Genomic DNA, 18,350 nt, shown 5'->3' with positions numbered 1-18,350 from the left:
TGCCTGTTGCCTTGTCCCTAAAACACAAAACTTAAATCCAATTCTGCACGATTACTTCCAAAGAGTCAGAAGGAAATCAAACGAATCCATTCCTAATGCTCTAAGGTACTTTTAGATGCGTCTTTAGTTCTTTTTTTGAGGAGTAACTTTCGACGATTTAGGTAATACTGCTTCTGGCTTCATTGGAATTTTGAAAAGAGGAGCTTTTGGTTTGTTTGCTTGATCCAACTTAAATAACTCTTCTTTGAGATTACGCAATTGATAGTCTTCAATCGTAGAATCTTTGACTACAACGGTTTTTACTGCTTTATTTGGTTTGGCAGAGGCATTCTTTGCACTTAGCACGTTTGATAAATAGCTTTTTTCCATCCATCGAGTTTCCATGGCTTTGCGTTCTACTTTTCCTTTGAGATATTTTTCGATACAAAGAGAAGCAATCGGCGCAGAGTGAGTTCCACCAAAACCCGCATTTTCGATAAATACAGCTATCGCAATTTTAGGATTTTCTCTTGGGGCAAAAGCAATAAAAATCGCATGGTCTTGTCCATGTTTGTTTTGCGATGTTCCTGTTTTGCCACAAATCTGAATATCACTCAAACGTGCTTCGGCTGCAACTGTACCCGCATTTACAGCACCTACCATGCCCTCGATAACTGGTTCGAAATGTCGACGGTCAATTCCTACCGAGAGATGTTCTTTGTATTTGTTATCAATATTCCCAATTGTATTTATTCCTTTTACGAGGTGCGGACGAACATACCATCCTCTGTTGGCAATAATTGCCGCAACGTTTGCCATTTTGAGTGGATTAATTACGATTTCACCCTCACCAATGCCTACAGAATAAATATTAGAAAACTTCCAACGAAGCGGCCCTTTATATACTTTATCATAGTATTCTACGCTTGGGAGTTTACCTTTTGTTTCGTTTGGTAAATCAACGCCCAATTCCTGACCAATCCCAAATTTGCTGGCCATATCGTTCCAACGTTGAAGACCAACTGCTGATTTCTTGAATAAATTAGGCTCTTTATTGTTATAAATGATTCGTTTAAAAACATTATAGAAATAGGGGTTACAAGAGTTTTTGATACCCAATTGAATTGATGACGATGTACCTCCACAGTGGCATTTCATAGGTACACCTGCATGACTAAAACCTGTGCTAGGGCTGATAACACCCAATTGTAAGCCTATCAATGCTTGAATTAGCTTGAACGTTGACCCCGGGCGATAGTAGGCACTAGGCGGACGGTTGATGAGTGGGTGAAGTGGATTGAGATTGAGTGTTTGAAAATATTTTGAGAAAGTTCTACCCGATAACTTACTCGGGTCGTAGGTAGGAGCCGACACCATCGCCAGAATTTCGCCCGAAGACGGCTCAATTGCTACAATACTCCCTACTTTATGTTGCATCAAACTGTCAGCATAATCTTGTAGGGCGATATCTACAGAAGAGATAAGGTTTTTGCCAGCAATAGGCTCCCTGTCAAACTCGCCATTTTTAAAGGGGCCTTTTTCGACTCCACGGCTGTTTACCATCACATATTTCTCGCCTCTTTGTCCGCGAAGTTCTTCCTCATAAAAACGCTCAAGACCTGTCACTCCCACATAGTCCCCTTGGCGGTAATATTCATTCCCTTTTTCTTGTTCTTTCAAAAGGCGTTCAGGGCTAATTTCACCAACATATCCTAATGCATTAGCCATACCCTTAGACTGATAAGTACGCAATGAACTAATCTGGAAAGAAAAACCAGGATAATCGACCATAGCGTCTTGTACGCGTGCATATTCCTCTTTTGAGAGCTGTCTTAAAAATAAAGACGGACGAACTGGCGAGTAAACTCTAGCCAGGTGAGTTAGGCTGTCAAACTCACTACGAGTAATGTCAAATAGTCTACAAAACTTAAGCGTATCTTGAACATGTGCTTTTTTGGGAGTAATGTACAAATCATACACTGGCGTGTTATAAACAATCAATTTTTTGTTACGATCATAGATAAGTCCTCTAAATGGAACTTGTACAATTTTACGAATAGCATTATTTTGAGCATCCAATTTGTAGGTCTCATCAATAACTTGTAAATAAAATAGCCTTCCGATGTAAAGTATGGCAATCAAGAGAATAAATCCTTGAATAAATCGCTTTTTAATCTCGTCCACTTGCTTTTATATAATTTTAGGGATATCCAGAAAAAGGTTTCTAATTAAAAAAATACTAGGATTCACTTCCAATACCAAGGCCAATTTAGCCTACGAATTGAATTAATTTTAGAACCCCACCATGATAGTATTTGTATTGAGTAATGGTGCAGAATTAGATTTAAGTTATGTGTTTTAGGCAACAGGCAAAGCGTCTTAAATTGTTGTTTAGTAACTATAGCGATGTTTTTGCCGAATACCCAAAGCCGAAAGCTCAAAAATTAAATTTTATGTTGCCTACTAGCTTAAAACACCAAAGAGTGAATCCATCATTTAACCCAAAAACATACCTGTTTTACATTTTAAACGAATGAAACCACCCGAAAGAACATAATTGAACTGCAAAATTTGCTGTTTTTCAATTATTTGTCAACAAACTCACTGAGAATCAAAGTGTAAATTTTTATTACTGTATTATTCTTTAGGAAGACTACGAATTAATAAATAAATCGCAGCAAAAATGAAAAGCAACGAACATCCAATGGAATACCATGGAGTGGTAGTATGAAGGGTCTTATCGAGCCAGTTGCCTAACAGTACGCCACCCGCAATGGTTACAAGCATTTGTGTTCCTGCCCCCATATAGCGCATATACTTGTTGGAATTTGGCGAATCTTTTGACATGAAAGTAAAGAAAAAAAATTGTTTAACGTCGAATAAAAATTGTAGTTTTCCGTAAAATGACTTAAAAAAAATCAATGAACGAATGTTTGTTATACTTCAAACAAAAATACTTAATTGGCACGGAATCTGATAATAAATTCTCGTTATTTTGCGTTAAAAGGCTTGTTATGCAAGTTCGATACCCTTGCCACAGTTTTTGTATTGAGCAGCGTACTTTGAATCTTTTTACAAGAACCATCAATTTGACCTATATTTGTGTTTTCGATGACGAATCAATCAAACTCTTGTAGTTTTTCTGCATAGCTACTTCACATGAATAGAATATCTTTACTTTTACTACTTCTCATATTTTGGGGCATTTTGGGTTGCTCACAATATAGCTCTTCGCCTATAAGCGTGGGATTTCATAACCTCAATGCAAAGTATAATGCGCTTTTTCAAGCCAACCAGAAAATGTTTGAGGCTGAAAAAAAACTTTTCGAAGAACGACACGATAACTACTCTCAATTACTTCCTATTCTTCTACCTCTCGATTCGACCGTGGCAAGCACGGTTTCGTCCGAACTAAATGCTGTCATCAAAAAAGCTTCGATGGTTGCCGAGCGACATCAAAACTCTCGTTGGCTCGACGATGCCTATGTCCTCATTGGCCAAGCAAGATTAGTACAGGAAGATTACAAAAATGCTATCGAAACCTTTAAATATGTCAACACCACTGCTACCGACGATAACGCCCGTCATGCTGCGCTGATTGGCCTAATGAGAGCCTATGTAGAACAGGCTGAGTTTACTACAGCACTAAAGGTGGCTGAACTATTGAGAGAAGAAGACCTAAATAAAAACAATACAGCCAATTTTTATCTTACAAAAGCTTATTTGCATCAACTAAGAAAGGAATATGCTATATCTGTAGCCATCTTGGAAGAGGCTTTACCTCTATTACCCAAAAACGAACAGAAAGCTCGTCTGTATTATATAAAAGGCCAACTCTACGAACTGTTGGCTCAATTTCCTAAATCTAGCGAAAGTTTTTCTAAAGTAGCAAAGAATAGACCTTCCTACGATTTAAGATTCTATGCCTCCTTGAATAGCGCCTTGGTCATGAACCAAAAAGGTAATTTTGATAAACTATTAAAGGATAGTAAAAACAAAGATTTATCTGATAAAATTTATGAGGCGATGGCTTCGGCAGAAATGCGCCAAGGAAATACTACCAAGGGAATTGAATTATTGAAAAAATCTGCAAGCATTAGCAAGGATACCAAACAGTTACCATACACGTATTTGACACTGGCAGAATTGTATTATGACAAATATGCCGAATATGAAACTGCCTCCGCTTATTATGACAGTTGTCTGTCTTTGCTACCAAATACCGATGCCGCCTTTGCCAAGGTAAAACAAAAGCAACAAGTACTAAGCGAATTTGTGAAGCAAATGACTATTGTCAAAACGGAAGATTCTCTACAAAAACTTTCGAAGCTCTCTCCTGCTGAGTTAGATAAGGTGTTAGAAAAAGCTATTCGCCTCAAAAAAGCCCAGGAATTGGCTAATTTGGAAAAAGCAAAAGAAATTATAGCTAGCTCGACTACAGCACCCAAAGACCCTTTTGCAACGCCTGGCAAAACAGACTGGTATTTTTCTAATACAATGCTTGTAAGTCAGGGGCGAACCAACTTTGTGAACCGTTGGGGCAACCGCCCCCTAGAAGATAACTGGCGCAGGAGCAGCCGCGAGGATGCTAGCTCTTTTGCTAGTTTTAATACGCCAAGTACCGAAAACACTTCGGCTTCAAATAATACAATTGAAGGGATAAGTGATAAGGAATTAGCCACAGAAAAGGCGCTTATGAAAACAAGGATACCCTTTGGAACCAAAGCATTTGAAAGCTCCCAAATTAAGCGACAGGATGCCATGTTTGAAGTGGGAAAGATATTTAAGTTGAGTTTGAATGAGCCTAAGAAATCTATTTCAACATTCAAACAGTTACTTTCCGAATACCCAAATTCGATTCACGAACCAGAGGCTTTGTATTTTCTCTATTTATTACATGAAAATAATCCAACAGAAAAGGCAAACTACAGAAAAGCACTCTTCGATAAATTTGGAGATTCGTATTTTGCAAGAATGTTGAGCCGTGAAAATATCGTGGAGTTGAGTTCTGATAAAGAATCGGAAGCACAAAAGCTTTATTCAGAGGCATATCAGTACTATCAGCAAGGAAATTTTGCAGATGCCTTGTCTTTCGTAGACACCGCTTTAAAAGAATATCCCAATAGCCACACCGAAGATAAATTGGCATTTTTAAAAGCACTATTATTGGCTAAAACCCAAAACTTTGAGGGTTATGTCAAAGCATTAAATGATTTTATCAAAGATTACCCCAAAAGCCAATTGCTAGGTTTAGTAAAGGAAAACTTAGCGGCAGCCAAAAGCACCAAGCCATAGTTTTATTCTTTTTTTAGAAAAAAGTTTATTCATCTATCGGTTTCTGAAAGTTTAGACGAAACAATTATTTTCTTTACTTTTGCCAAAACGTTGTCACACTTGGGATAGACGATTAATTATGCAAACAAGACATTTACACTACTTATTAATAACTGCTCTAGGGGCAGTTTTTTTTATCCCATTTATTGGTAGTTCCCATTTGTTTGACTGGGATGAAATCAATTTTGCAGAATCGGCAAGAGAAATGATTTTGACAGGAAACTATGCTACTGTACAAATTAATTACATGCCGTTTTGGGAAAAACCTCCTTTGTTTTTCTGGATGCAGGTATTAGCCATGAAAGCATTTAATGTATTTGATCCAAATTCGGGATTTGCTCCAGAGTTTGGTGCTCGTTTTCCTAATGCTATCATTGGTGTTATTACCCTGTTGGTATTTTATCGAATCGGACGGAAACTTTATAACGAAAAATTTGGTGTGTTGTGGGCTTTAGGATATTTAGGCTCATTTACACCACACTTATATTTCAAATCAGGTATTATCGACCCTACGTTCAATCTATTTATCTTTTTGGGCGTTTGGTATTTCTCTCAAAGTGTTTCTACCAATCAAAATACAGCTAAACGTCAAAACTACGGCCTACTTTCAGGACTGTTTGTAGGATTGGCGATTCTCACCAAAGGACCTGTCGGTGGTTTATTATGGGGACTTACCGTATTCACTTATTGGGGTGTCAATGGATTTAGTGCTAGTTTCTTAAAAGATGCCATTAAGCCATTTTTCTCAGCCATTGCTATTGCTTTTTTGGTAGCTTGTATTTGGTTTGGACTATCTATCTATCAAAATGGATGGGGTTTATTTGTAGAGTTTATTCAGTATCAAATCCGCTTATTGACTACTGGCGATGCTGGGCATGAACAACCATTCTATTATCATTTTGTAGTTGTATTGGTAGGTTGTTTTCCTATTTCGGTATTGGCGATTCGTGCATTAGGAACTTCAGCGGCAGGCAATTCTCAAGGAGAATATTTCAGAAAATGGATGATTTATTTGTTTTGGGTAGTCATGATTTTATTCACGATTGTGAAAACCAAGATTGTTCATTATTCATCAATGGCATGGTTTCCTGTGTCGTATTTGGCGGCATACCATGTCCATAACTTACTATCAGGTACTTGGAAATGGTCAAAACTCACAGGTTTTGGCTTGTTCTTTATAGGTTTGGTAATGGCAATTGCTCTTACAGCTGTGCCATTGGTAGGTCAGTATGCAGCTCAATTGATTCCGTATATCAAAGATGACTTTGCCGTGGCAAATCTCAGTGCCAAAGTTACTTGGGGCGGATGGGAACAGTACATGGGCTTAGCGTACATAGTGGCGGTAATCGTGATGGTGAGTATGCGCAATATTCGAGGTTTATATATTGCTACTGCACTATGTTTATTTGGTTATTCGGCGGTGGTAGTTAGCAAAATCGAAGGTTATTCTCAACGTGCTGCGATAAGTTTTTATGAATCGTTGAAAGGGAAAGATGTGTATGTGGAGCCAATTGGTTTTAAATCGTATGCCCAACTGTTCTATTTCCAAAAACAGCCTCAGAAACCTAAAACAGAGGCCTATTTATTGAATGAACCTCATTTGGACAAACCTGCATATTTTGTGATGAAGATTACAGCAGATAGCGCCATGAAAGCACACCCTAATCTACGATTGATAAAAGAAGAAAACGGATTTTTGTTTTACGAAAGAAAATAAAATGAAAAAGCTGGCAGTGATGCCAGCTTTTTTGGTAAAGAAAAATATAGGTAGTCAGGTAGTAAACAATTTTTTCGAAGCTGTTGCTAGCTTGTAACTTTTTATACAAAACTCATTAATCATGAGCAACTAATGTTCTTGGACGGTCTTCAAGAGCTTTGAAGAAAGAGTACATTGGATTGACATCTAATTTAATAAATTTCTGCCAAATTTTAATGGCTTTTGTAATCAATTCATTTTCTATTAAAAAGCCATCATGGCCATATAACGAGTCCAAAGCCTGAAATGTAGCGTCAGGAATGTATTTTGCTAAAAACTCTTGCTCATTAATAGGAAACAGTGCATCGGATTTGATACCCATTACTAAAGTTTTGGCTTTGACTTGTCCAAGGGCATTAATTACTCCACCCCTTCCACGACCCACATCTTGCGAATCCATTACTTGCGATAATACATAGTACGAAAAAGCATTGAATCGTTGTGCCAGTTTCTCACCTTGATAACGCTGATACGTGACAGCACGATAGGTTTTGTCCAAACCTTCCTCGCGGCGTGCTTGGGTTACACCATAAGTTTCGTAGTTACGATATGAAATCAAAGCTGTAGCACGAGCGGCTTTCATACCATTGATACCTGCCAAAGGATGGCTTTCTTTCCAAGTAGGGTCTACTTCAATAGACATTCTTTGAGACTCATTGAACGCAATCCCCCAAGGAGAATGTTGGGCATTAGTGGCAATCAAAATCAAATTTTCGATAAGCTCAGGTTGAGAAATAGCCCATTCTACCGCTTGCTGACCACCCAAAGAACCACCAACACAAGTTTTGATTTTTGAAATACCCAGATGTTCTCTCAATAAATCAAAAGAGTTGACAATATCACGAATCGTAATTGTTGGAAAAGTGTGAAAATATGGCTCACCAGTTTCGGGGTTAATCGAAAGTGGCCCTGTACTTCCATAATGCGACCCCAACACATTTACACAGATAATAAAGTATTGTTCAGGGTCAAACAATTTGCCTTTGCCGACCAAACCTTGCCACCAATCTGCTACATCTTGGCTACCCGTAAAAGCATGGCATACCCATATTACATTCGAGCAGTCGGTATTGAGCTGTCCGAGTGCTTGATAAGCCAATTCAACTTCTGGTAATACTCCTCCAGCTTCAAGTTTGAAAGGAGCATGATATTTAAAAACTGACGTATTTAACACGAATTGAGATGCTGTTTTTGATTTTAATAAAGAATCAAGAAGAGAACATTTAATTGAAAATGATACGATTTGTTTTTTTACTAAAAATAAAAGAAACAAGTCATCACCACGCCCAAAGTCTTTAGTTCTCGATTAGTTTGGCTGAAATCTCCTCAAAAGGCTCTTCATATTCCCAGTACATCAAACGACCGAATGCGCCTGTAACCAACATATATTTTTCGCTCAGCGACTGAATACGGTCTACTGCTACAATTTTTAAACTTGCTTTTTCTACCTCGACACTTTCGATGATTTCTCGATTGTGCTCGTCATACCCATGGACAACGAGATAGTTGCCTACGGTAATTGGAATAAATTTTTTCATGGATGCGTACAGACCTATAGCCACAATGAATTGTGACAGTGAAACGATACATCGTAAACCTGACGAATACTGAACAGCAGAATGTAAAAATGTAGCTGGATTAGTTTCGTAATTGGTTTATATTTCCCAATAATGATGAATTTACTGGGTAGGAATTAGCACCTTGCCTTTACGAATCAGTAGGTTGCCAGAAGTTCGTAGAGCCTATTCTCTCCCTTCTTCTTTATAAATCAACTACTACCTTTTGTGAAGAGTAATTGACTTGATGCTGCAAATATAATAGCTAGAAGCTCGAAAATGCAAGCATTTTATAGATAGATTATATTTACATCATCTATTTTCTACTAAAAACAACCCATATCGCCAAATGAAGTCATTTGTATACACACTACCAGTCATCAAGAAATCGTTGTAGATTCGCTTTTCTTTTTTTAAATCGCTAGTTCGAACCATTTTACTGTTCTAAATCAAACCAATTGCAATGAAAAACAATTTAACCTATTGCTTTATTACCTTATTAAGTTTGTTGTGTTTTCTCAACACTTCATACGCCCAAGAGCAACCTGTTTATGAAAAACTACGTGCTACTTTAACCAACTATCGTTATTCGTATCCTCAAGAAAAAGTATATCTCCATCTGGATAAACCCTACTACATGGCTGGCGAAACTATGTGGCTAAAAGGTTATTTATTCGATGCCTCTTCGAATGGGGTAGACTCGGTGAGTCGAGTATTATATGTAGATTTGGTACAGCCCGCTACGGGTAAAGTCATAGTACACAAAGTGCTAAAAGCTTTGGCAGTTTCGGTGGGTGATATTCAATTGCCAGATACCCTTAAAACCGACCTGTATCGCATAAGAGCCTATACCAACTATATGCGAAACTTTTCAGAATCTTTATTTTTTGAAAAAGACATACGAGTATGGCAAAATACCAATATGCCTTCGATGAACGAAAATAAAGCGCAGGCTCTCAACGAAGTTGCGTCTATTAACTTTTTTCCAGAAGGAGGATATCTAGTTGAGAATCTAGAAAGTAGATTAGCCTTCAAAATTGTGAATAAGTTAGGCAAAGGCGTAGAAACCTCTGGCTTTGTGTTGGCTAATGATAAAGATACGGTTGGGGTGTTTAGTACCGCTCATTTAGGGCACGGGGTATTCAATTTTCGTCCCGAAAACAATAATTCTTATATAGCTTATGTAAAGAAATCAGATGGTAGTTATCTCAAACAAGAATTACCACAAGCTCAAAAGAGCGGTTATATCATGAGTGTTGACAATGTTACGTATAAAGATAAAATCCGAATCTATATTCAGAACTCTAACCCCAAACCTGCCGGACAAGGCAAGGAACTTCCTATCGTTGTGCAACAACGCGGAGAGGTTTGTATGTTGGCAAAAGGTTTAGAATCAAGTAAAAATTTTGTAGCAAATATTCCCAAAAATCAAATTCCTGACGACGGGGTAGTACAAATAACTTTGTTTTCGCCCGAGGGATTACCGATTTGTGAGAGATTGATATTTGTTGAACATGGAAATAGAGCACTACAGGTAAATGTTTCTTCGAATAAAGCAGAATATAAAAGTCGCGAGAAAGTAGATTTGAATATAGAAGTAAAAGACGCCGAAGGCAAACCTGTTCAAGGGACTTTTTCTGTAGCCGTTACCGATGCTTCACAAGTAAAGGGCGAACCTTATGCCGACAATATTTTGACTTATGTTTTGTTAAATTCGGAAGTAAAAGAATCGTTGAGCGGACAGTATTATCAACAAATACAAGGTACCATAGAACAACCGCAATATTATTTTGACAATACACAAGAAAACCGTCATTTACATCTCGATTTGCTAATGATGACGCAAGGCTGGCGCCGATTTACTTGGCAACAAATGTTGAGTAATTTTAAACCTAAAATGGATTATTTTGTTGAGCAAGGACTCGAAATTACGGGCAAAGCACTTCGTCCTAATGGTAAAGTAACAGACAAACTTACGCTAACGTTGATGCTCAAAAAGCCAAAAGAAAACCCTATTATCGCCATGACAAGTGTAGACTCACTGGGCAGATATGGTTTTTACAACTTAGATTTTACGGATAGTGTCGACGTGTATCTTCAGGCGGTAAAGGCCAATGGTGCTCGTAATTTGACCTTGACGATAGATGAAGCGCTTTCATTGCCTAAAACAAGACCATTACAAATTCCTAATGAGGTGCGCATTTTTGACCCAAATGCTTTTGCGACGTTTTTAAAATACTCAAGAGAATCCATCGAACTTGAAAAGAAGCTCATTACCGAAAAAGTACAAATGCTTCAAGAAGTAACCGTAACAGCCAAAAAAGAACCCGAAGATAGCCGCAAAATTTATGGGCAAGCCAGTAACACGCTCAAGGTTGATGATACGCTCTGTGGAGGTATGTTTAGTGTACTTCAAATGCTACAGGGGAGAGTTCCGGGGGTTCAAGTAGTACAAACAGGGTTGGGGGCATTTTCGGTTGTTATCCGTGGACAAAGTTCAATTAATAGCTCTAGTGACCCGCTATTTTTAATTGATGGAATGCAAGTAAGTAGCGATGTTATCAACACCATCCCTCCATGCGATGTCGAAAGTATAGATGTATTGAAAGGCGCAGATGCTGCAATATTTGGGGTTAGAGGAGGAAACGGGGTTATTTCTGTACTTACAAGAAGAGGCAACGCCAACTACGATTGGAGTAAGGCTAATATTGAAGGTGTCAAAATTCAGAAGCGAATGGGCTATGCCATGACTAGAGAGTTTTTTGCTCCACAGTATGACCAAGCAAAACCAGAACATGTTCGTCCAGACTATCGTTCGACCCTATATTGGAACGCCAATATCACGACTGATGCATCAGGTAAAGCCACAACGAGCTTCTGGAATAGCGATGCCAAAGGAAATATGAATATCAAATTGGAAGGAATGTCAAATCAAGGGCGAGTGGGTGTTGGTCAAAATGAATATTTGGTAAGGTAGTATATTCGAGAAGCCTAGGGTATAAGGTTATCAGCTTAGCTGTATGGTATTTCTTTAAACTTGAATATCCTAGCAAAAAGCTCCAAGCCCTAGGATAATCTTCTACAATAAAAGGGGAATAAATTGCAGTAATTTATTCCCCTTTTTCATTTCTGAATGAAGGTTTTACGTATCTTTGCGGAAAAATTCAGAACCTACAATGTTACGCATTATCCTACTGACTGTTGTGGTCGGTTTAATCTTCTTTTTGGCTCCATACATTGGTTTATCAGAATATGTCCATACTGATAAGTGGTTCATGCTTGCATTTTATGCAGCACTTTCTTATTTCAATCATTTATTGATGCAACAAGGCTTTGCCAACGACCGAAAGCATTTTATTGAGTTTTACATGGGAAGTATCGGTGCTCGCTTAATTTTGAGTTTAGCATTTATTGGATTCTTCATATATAAGAACACTCCTGACATATATATATTTATTAGCAACTTTTTTGTACTCTATTTATGTTATACAGGTTTTGAAATCTACGATTTGTATCGTAACTTGCGACACTTTTCATAGGCCCTGTGTTAATAATTAGTATAAGTTGTTGATTTTCAGGTGGAGTAAAGCATACGAATAAGAAAGTCAAAATCATAAACCATTATACGTTCATCCCCCACGTCGAGATGAGAAAATTATATTTTTCAAATATTGTAGCATTTTTATTTTTATTTGCTACTTCAGTATTTGCACAATCCGAGCATCACTCAGCAACTTCCGCTACGGCTGATTCAACAGTAGCAGTTCATGGCGTAGAGGCAACTGCCGAACACGCTGCTGGTGCTGAAGCACACGAAGAAGGCAAAGTTGACTTAGGTCACATGATTATGCACCACATTGCTGACGACCACAAATGGGAGTTTGCACACGGTATTGGCATTCATCTTCCAGTAATTGCTTATACGAAAGATGGCGTAAAAGTATTTTCTTCTAGCAAATTAGAAGACGAGCACGGCAATCCAGTAGCTTATGAAGGTTTGATTATCGAACATGGTAAGTTGCACGCTGAAGATGGTTCGAAAGTAATTGATTTGTCTATTACCAAAAACGTAGCTTCTTTGTTAATCAGTGCTGTGTTGTTACTTTTAATCTTCATTAGTGTTGGTAATGCTTATCAAAAAAGAGGTACTAAAGCCCCAAAAGGTCTACAGTCTTGGTTAGAGCCAATTATCATCTTTATTCGTGATGAGGTTGTAAAAAACAGCATCGGCGAAAAACACTACAGAAGATTCCTTCCGTATTTGTTAACCTTGTTTTTCTTTATTTGGATTAATAACCTTTTGGGTCTATTACCAGGTGGAGCTAACGTAACAGGTAATATTGCTGTAACATTAGTATTGTCGGTACTTACATTGTTGATTACCAACTTAAATGGTAAAAGCACTTATTGGGGACACATTTTTGCCATGCCTGGCGTTCCAAAATGGTTGTTGGTAATCTTAACTCCAGTAGAAATTATCGGTGTATTTACAAAGCCAGTATCATTGATGATTCGTTTGTTTGCTAACATTACAGCAGGTCACATCATCATGTTGAGCTTTATTGGTTTGATTTTCATCTTGAAACTTTGGGTGGTTACCCCAGTGATTAGTGCATTTGCAGTATTCATGAACATTATCGAATTATTGGTAGCGTTTTTGCAAGCATTCATCTTTACGTTGTTGACTGCAAGCTATATTGGTTCTGCAGTAGAAGAACATCACCACGATGACCATCACTAAGATTTAAGTTAGTGGCAAAATTGAAATATTATCTGCTATAGGCTTTAAGCCATAAGCTAAAGGAATAGAAGCATTCCTTATATGATAGTAAAAGTTTTTTTGCCTAATGCCTAAGGCATATAGCCTAAAGCACATTAATACTTAAGTTCATATTTTTAATTAGTAAATATTTTTTTTCACTTACATAAACAAATAACAATCATGTCACTTTTGTCAATTTTAGCTGAAGTTTCTTTAGGTACAGGTTTAGCAGGTATCGGTGCTGGTTTAGTAGCAATCGGTGCTGGTTTAGGTATCGGTAACATCGGTGGTCGTGCAATGGAATCAATCGCTCGTCAACCAGAGGCTTCTGGCAAGATCCAAGGTGCGATGTTGGTTGTAGCTGCTTTCGTTGAAGCGGTTGCTCTTTTCGCAGCAGTTATTTGCTTCTTGGTAGCTAACAAATAATTCGTAGCTAACCAAGGGTATCGGAATAGCCATTTGATTGAAAATTAGTTTCTATCTTATTCTATTTTGATATAGCACAAAATTATCTTCGTGTTATTACGCATTAGGCCGATAGCACGAAGTTTTTTGAGAAAATTCATTTTCCAAATCATATAGTAAACCCTGATAAAAGCACTTCGTAATTACACAATACAAGAAATGCTTTTCAATCGCAAAAACATTTATTTAATATGGAATTACTTACTCCTGATTTAGGTCTGATCTTTTGGCAGTTGGTAGTTTTCGGCCTTTTGTTCTTTGTATTAGCAAAATTCGCTTGGAAACCAATCATTGCATCTTTGCATGAGCGTGAAGAATCTATCGAAAGTGCTTTAGCTTTAGCCGCAAAAACTCGTGAAGAGATGGTAGAGTTGAAAGCTGGTAATGAAAAATTATTAGCTGAAGCTCGTGCTGAACGTGATGGTATCTTGAAAGCAGCAAAGGAAGCTTCTGATAAAATGATTGCTGATGCTAAAACCGAAGCTCAAAAAGCAGCTAGCGCCGAAATCGAGAAAGCTCGCGTAGCATTCGAACAAGAAAAAGCTAGTGCTGTGGCTTCAATCAAGAAAGAGACTGCTGCTCTTTCTTTGGAAATCGCAGAAAAAATCCTTCGTGCTCAATTGGCAGATCGCTCTGCTCAAGAAAAATTGGTTACGGATTTATTATCTGATGCTAAATTAAACTAATTCAGTGATGAGCTTAACAGCTCGCAACTCAAAGCGTAAAGAGAAATGTCAGAACAAAGTGTAGCTTTCCGATATGCTAAATCATTGATTGGTTTGGCCGCTGAAAAAGGTGTAATTGAAAAAGTTCATGAAGATATGAAGTTTTTTGACCAAGTTTGCGACGAAAACCGCCAACTTGTATTAGCCTTGAAAAGCCCAATCGTAAAACACTTACAGAAATTAGGTATTTTGACTGCAATCTTCAAAGATAAAGTTGACCCTGTAACGTTTTCGATTTTTGAAATTATCACTAAGAAAAACCGTGAAAAACTCCTTCCTGCTATTGCTGAAGAGTTCCAACGTCAATATGCTCTCTATAAAGGTATCCAAAAAGCAGAGGTTACTACGGTATCTCCTTTGACAGATGCTCAAAAAGCAGAATTTATTCGCTTGGTAACTGAAGCTACGGGTAAGACAGTTGAATTGGTCGAAAAAGTGAACCCTGAATTGATTGGTGGTTATGTACTTCGTATCAACGACCGTCAAATCGATACTTCAGTAAAAGCAAGATTAAACGACTTGAAAATATCTTTCCTCCAATAGTTTTAGGAAAAAGTACTTACTACATATCAAAAACGACAGCCTTTGTGATTCATGAAGGCTGTCGTTTTTTTATATTTGAGGTAAAATTGTAAGAGACTAAAAGTTTTTTGCTTTTCTTCAAAATTCTAAATTGTTCCAATCAAGATGACAGTTCTGGATGAATTAAGTCAGGTTTCGATATTAGAGGTAGCACAAGATCTAGGATTGGAGGTAAACCGCAATCGTATGGTTTGCCCTTTTCATGAGGAAAATACTCCATCATTAGTCTTATATCCGCATACCAACAGCTTTTACTGTTTTGGTTGTGCCAAGACAGGTAATTCAATAACACTATTCTCCGAAATCCGAAAATTGAGTATTAAAGATACAATTCAAACGATGGCTCAGACGTATTTGTCTGGGTATTCGCCTCAACCGTATCAGAAAAGTACCAAGCCTCTTCCTACCAAAAATGCTTTACAAATTGTAGATGTAAAAAAGCTTCAAGAAAAAGAAAAACCCGTCGACGAAATCCACTCTCAAATTTATGAAGCATTTCGAGATTGTTGTTTACAACAGCCCTCCAACGAGCTCTCTAAATCAGGTTTGGAATACTTAAAATCAAGAGGATTTACGGATAAAACCATTCAGGATTTTAGGCTTTTTATGGTTAAAGATTATGCAAATGTGAGTTGGTATCTCAAACAACGATTCTCGACCTTAGACTTGCAAGAATCGGGGCTTTTTAACGATAAAAACAACTTAATTTTTTATGCACACCCCTTGATTATTCCATACTATCGAAACGGCAGAATTGTGTATTTGCAAGGGCGAGTATTAGGCGCACCACCCGAAGGACATGGACGTTATCAGTTTTTGTACAAACATCCTTTGACGCTATTCAATGCCGATACCTTGGATAAAATAAAGCTAGACCAAGATGTATATATTACCGAAGGAGCTTTTGATTGTATGCGATTGGTGCAAGCGGGTAAAACTGCCGTGAGTTTAGGAACAGCCAATGTTTTTAAAAAAGATTGGGCAAAATTATTTAAGCGTGCCAATGTGATTTTTTATCTGGATAATGATAAAGCTGGTCATAGAGCTGCTGATGAACTAGAGAAAATTTTTAGCCATTTTGGACTAACTTGTTCGCGCAAACAACTTCCTGATGAATATAAAGACGTAAATGACTATTACACTGATAAATTGGGGAGTAATGAACAATTAAATCTGTTTTAGATAGAATATCGGGTAATTTGAATGATTGGGTTTCACTTTTTTTAAGTTAGCCGCAAAATAAAATTTAAATTTTGAGCTTTGGGCATTTGGCAAAAACATTTTAACACTCTTTGCCTTGTGCCTGTTGCCTAATGCCTAAGCACGTAACTTAAATCTTATTCTGCACGACTACTTAACAACATAAGTCATCCCGAATTTAGCAATTTAGTGATTGAGCGAATGAGTGATTATGTTAAAATTTAGATTCTCCGAGTAGAGACGCAATTCTTGCGTCTCAATGACCGCATATCAAGCCATTCATCTCTTGTGTAGAAGCATTAAAAAAAGCGGTTAAAAAAATATTTTTTCAACCGCTTTTTTGATAAAAACTTGGAGAATCATCCCAATCCTAAAAATTCGGGATATCCCAAATTATCTCTATCAGAAAACTACATTTACTAATTTACTTTCCTGTAGTATTGATGGCCTTTCCTGAATTCATTTCCAAATAGTCTAATGTTAGATTGGCCATAGCCTTCATACCCAAAACAAAACCACCCTCATCGATATAGAAGTCAGGCGTATGATGCGAGGCAGTTTCAGATTCTTTTTTACCTTTTGGCGCACCACCTAGAAAGAAGAATAATCCCGGTACTTTTTCTTGATAAAAAGCAAAGTCCTCCGCGCCAGTAGCAGCCGAGGTCAAGAATACATTTTCTTTGCCAGCAACTGCTTCGAGCGTTGGCACCATCTTTTCTGTCAAAGAAGGGTCATTATAAGTTACAGGGCACATTTTAGTAATGCTTACTTCGGCAGTAGCCCCTGCGCTTTCGGCAATATTAGTAGCCACTTGCTTCATTCGAGCATGAATCATATCCTGAACCTGCGTATCGAGTGTTCGAATTGTCCCATTCATATTCAATTCCTCTGGAATGATATTGCTACGAACACCCGCATTGATTTGACCAACTGTTACAACAGCCGCCGACTCGGTAAGTGGAGCGTTACGACTGATGATGGTTTGTAAACCCATTACGATTTGTGAAGCAGTTACGATAGGGTCAATGCCTTGCCAAGGCGAAGCACCATGCGCTTGTTTACCTTTCAACTTAATTTTGAACCAGTCTGATGCTGCCATTGTCCCTTTTGGGCGGTAGCGAATAGTTCCAACAGGTGCTTGTGCACTAATATGCAGTCCAAATATAGCATCCACCTTAGGATTTTCGAGAACGCCCTCTTTTACCATCAGTCCTGCGCCACCTTCTTCTCCTTCGGGAGCTCCTTCCTCAGCAGGTTGGAAAATAAATTTGACAGTACCTTTTAGCTCATTTTTCATACTCGCCAAAATTTCGGCAGTACCCATCAAGATGGCCACATGAGAGTCATGCCCACAAGCATGCATTACACTTACGGATTGCCCGTTATATTCGCCAGTAGCTTTGGAGGCAAAAGGGATATCTACTCTCTCCTTTACGGGTAAGGCATCCATATCAGCACGTAAAGCCACCACTGGCCCTGGCTTTCCTCCTTTCAGAATACCCACCACACCTGTTTTGGCAACTCCTGTTTGTACCTCAATGCCTAGAGAGCGAAGATGGGCTGCTACTTTTTCGGAAGTTTTAAATTCACGGTTACTCAATTCGGGATTTTGGTGAAAGTCACGGCGCCAAGCTACCACCTTCGATTCAAGAGATTGCGCTTTTTGTGACACTTTGGCTTTGAGTGCTGCGGTTTGGGAAAATGACATAAAAGCGCCAAGGAGTAAAGCACCAGAGAGTACTATCTTTTTCATGGAATTTGTTAAGGTTTGTGTGATGACAATAATTGAATTAATAATCTTCAGTTTTGGTAATTAAGTAATCGTGCAGAATTATATTTAAGTTTTGTGTTTTAGGGACAAGGCAACAGGCACAAGGCACAGAGTGTTAAAATGTTTTTTATTGCCCACAGCCATGCTTTTTTCCAAAACCCACCGCCGAAAGCCGATACCTGAAAGCCCTAAGCATAATCTTAAATTTTATTTTGCCCAC

General features: G+C 38.1%; 14 protein-coding genes and 1 riboswitch. Of the genes, 9 read left to right on the top strand and 5 right to left on the bottom strand.

The window, feature by feature from the left end:
- Window positions 1-123 precede the first annotated feature (123 nt).
- Both ACOVQ4_RS18895 and ACOVQ4_RS18890 read right to left on the bottom strand, forming a co-directional pair.
- Window positions 124-2,163, bottom strand: coding sequence for a penicillin-binding transpeptidase domain-containing protein (locus ACOVQ4_RS18895; RefSeq protein WP_421822168.1), 2,040 nt, complete (start codon window positions 2,161-2,163; stop codon window positions 124-126).
- Between the two features lie 453 nt (window positions 2,164-2,616).
- Window positions 2,617-2,826: an AtpZ/AtpI family protein gene (locus ACOVQ4_RS18890; protein WP_421822167.1), complete on the bottom strand. Its 210-nt coding sequence runs from the start codon at window positions 2,824-2,826 to the stop codon at window positions 2,617-2,619.
- A 312-nt stretch (window positions 2,827-3,138) separates the two neighbouring features.
- Between ACOVQ4_RS18890 and ACOVQ4_RS18885 the strand changes: the two genes are divergently transcribed.
- Window positions 3,139-5,274, top strand: coding sequence for a tetratricopeptide repeat protein (locus ACOVQ4_RS18885; RefSeq protein ID WP_421822166.1), 2,136 nt, complete (start codon window positions 3,139-3,141; stop codon window positions 5,272-5,274).
- Between the two features lie 118 nt (window positions 5,275-5,392).
- Window positions 5,393-7,030 (top strand): ArnT family glycosyltransferase, encoded by a 1,638-nt coding sequence (locus ACOVQ4_RS18880; RefSeq protein ID WP_421822165.1) that lies wholly within the window; start codon window positions 5,393-5,395, stop codon window positions 7,028-7,030.
- Window positions 7,031-7,145: 115 nt separating this feature from the next.
- On the opposite strand, the gene ACOVQ4_RS18875 is transcribed toward ACOVQ4_RS18880, so the two are convergent.
- Complete coding sequence (locus ACOVQ4_RS18875) at window positions 7,146-8,243, bottom strand: homoserine O-acetyltransferase family protein (RefSeq protein ID WP_421822164.1); 1,098 nt, start codon at window positions 8,241-8,243, stop codon at window positions 7,146-7,148.
- Between the two features lie 121 nt (window positions 8,244-8,364).
- Window positions 8,365-8,607, bottom strand: coding sequence for a hypothetical protein (locus ACOVQ4_RS18870; protein ID WP_421822163.1), 243 nt, complete (start codon window positions 8,605-8,607; stop codon window positions 8,365-8,367).
- A gap of 114 nt (window positions 8,608-8,721) precedes the next feature.
- A riboswitch (SAM riboswitch) is annotated at window positions 8,722-8,839 on the bottom strand.
- A 249-nt stretch (window positions 8,840-9,088) separates the two neighbouring features.
- On the opposite strand from ACOVQ4_RS18870, the gene ACOVQ4_RS18865 reads away from it, so the two are divergent.
- The 7 genes from ACOVQ4_RS18865 (at window position 9,089) to ACOVQ4_RS18835 (ending at window position 16,341) form a co-directional block, all read left to right on the top strand.
- Complete coding sequence (locus ACOVQ4_RS18865; RefSeq protein WP_421822162.1) at window positions 9,089-11,602, top strand: TonB-dependent receptor plug domain-containing protein; 2,514 nt, start codon at window positions 9,089-9,091, stop codon at window positions 11,600-11,602.
- 199 nt (window positions 11,603-11,801) lie between these two features.
- The gene (locus ACOVQ4_RS18860) at window positions 11,802-12,164 is read left to right on the top strand and encodes a hypothetical protein (RefSeq protein ID WP_421822161.1); all 363 of its coding nucleotides are present in this window, start codon (window positions 11,802-11,804) and stop codon (window positions 12,162-12,164) included.
- Window positions 12,165-12,271: 107 nt separating this feature from the next.
- Window positions 12,272-13,366 carry a F0F1 ATP synthase subunit A gene (atpB, locus tag ACOVQ4_RS18855; protein ID WP_421822160.1) on the top strand — a complete coding sequence of 365 codons (1,095 nt, stop codon included), beginning with the start codon at window positions 12,272-12,274 and terminating at the stop codon, window positions 13,364-13,366.
- Window positions 13,367-13,567: 201 nt separating this feature from the next.
- Entirely contained in the window at window positions 13,568-13,813 is a 246-nt protein-coding gene (gene atpE, locus ACOVQ4_RS18850; protein ID WP_095161318.1) for an ATP synthase F0 subunit C, read from the top strand.
- A 230-nt stretch (window positions 13,814-14,043) separates the two neighbouring features.
- A complete protein-coding gene (gene atpF, locus ACOVQ4_RS18845; protein WP_421822159.1) occupies window positions 14,044-14,538 on the top strand; it encodes a F0F1 ATP synthase subunit B in 495 nt (164 codons plus the stop codon).
- Window positions 14,539-14,583: 45 nt separating this feature from the next.
- Window positions 14,584-15,120 (top strand): ATP synthase F1 subunit delta, encoded by a 537-nt coding sequence (gene atpH, locus ACOVQ4_RS18840; RefSeq protein WP_421822158.1) that lies wholly within the window; start codon window positions 14,584-14,586, stop codon window positions 15,118-15,120.
- A 144-nt stretch (window positions 15,121-15,264) separates the two neighbouring features.
- Complete coding sequence (locus tag ACOVQ4_RS18835; RefSeq protein ID WP_421822157.1) at window positions 15,265-16,341, top strand: CHC2 zinc finger domain-containing protein; 1,077 nt, start codon at window positions 15,265-15,267, stop codon at window positions 16,339-16,341.
- A 442-nt stretch (window positions 16,342-16,783) separates the two neighbouring features.
- On the opposite strand, the gene ACOVQ4_RS18830 is transcribed toward ACOVQ4_RS18835, so the two are convergent.
- Complete coding sequence (locus tag ACOVQ4_RS18830) at window positions 16,784-18,112, bottom strand: amidohydrolase (RefSeq protein ID WP_421822156.1); 1,329 nt, start codon at window positions 18,110-18,112, stop codon at window positions 16,784-16,786.
- Between the last annotated feature and the right edge of the window lie 238 nt (window positions 18,113-18,350).

This window comes from Flectobacillus sp. (assembly GCF_049240685.1).
Classification (GTDB): domain Bacteria; phylum Bacteroidota; class Bacteroidia; order Cytophagales; family Spirosomataceae; genus Flectobacillus.
This window is presented reverse-complemented; position numbering and strand designations above follow the sequence as displayed.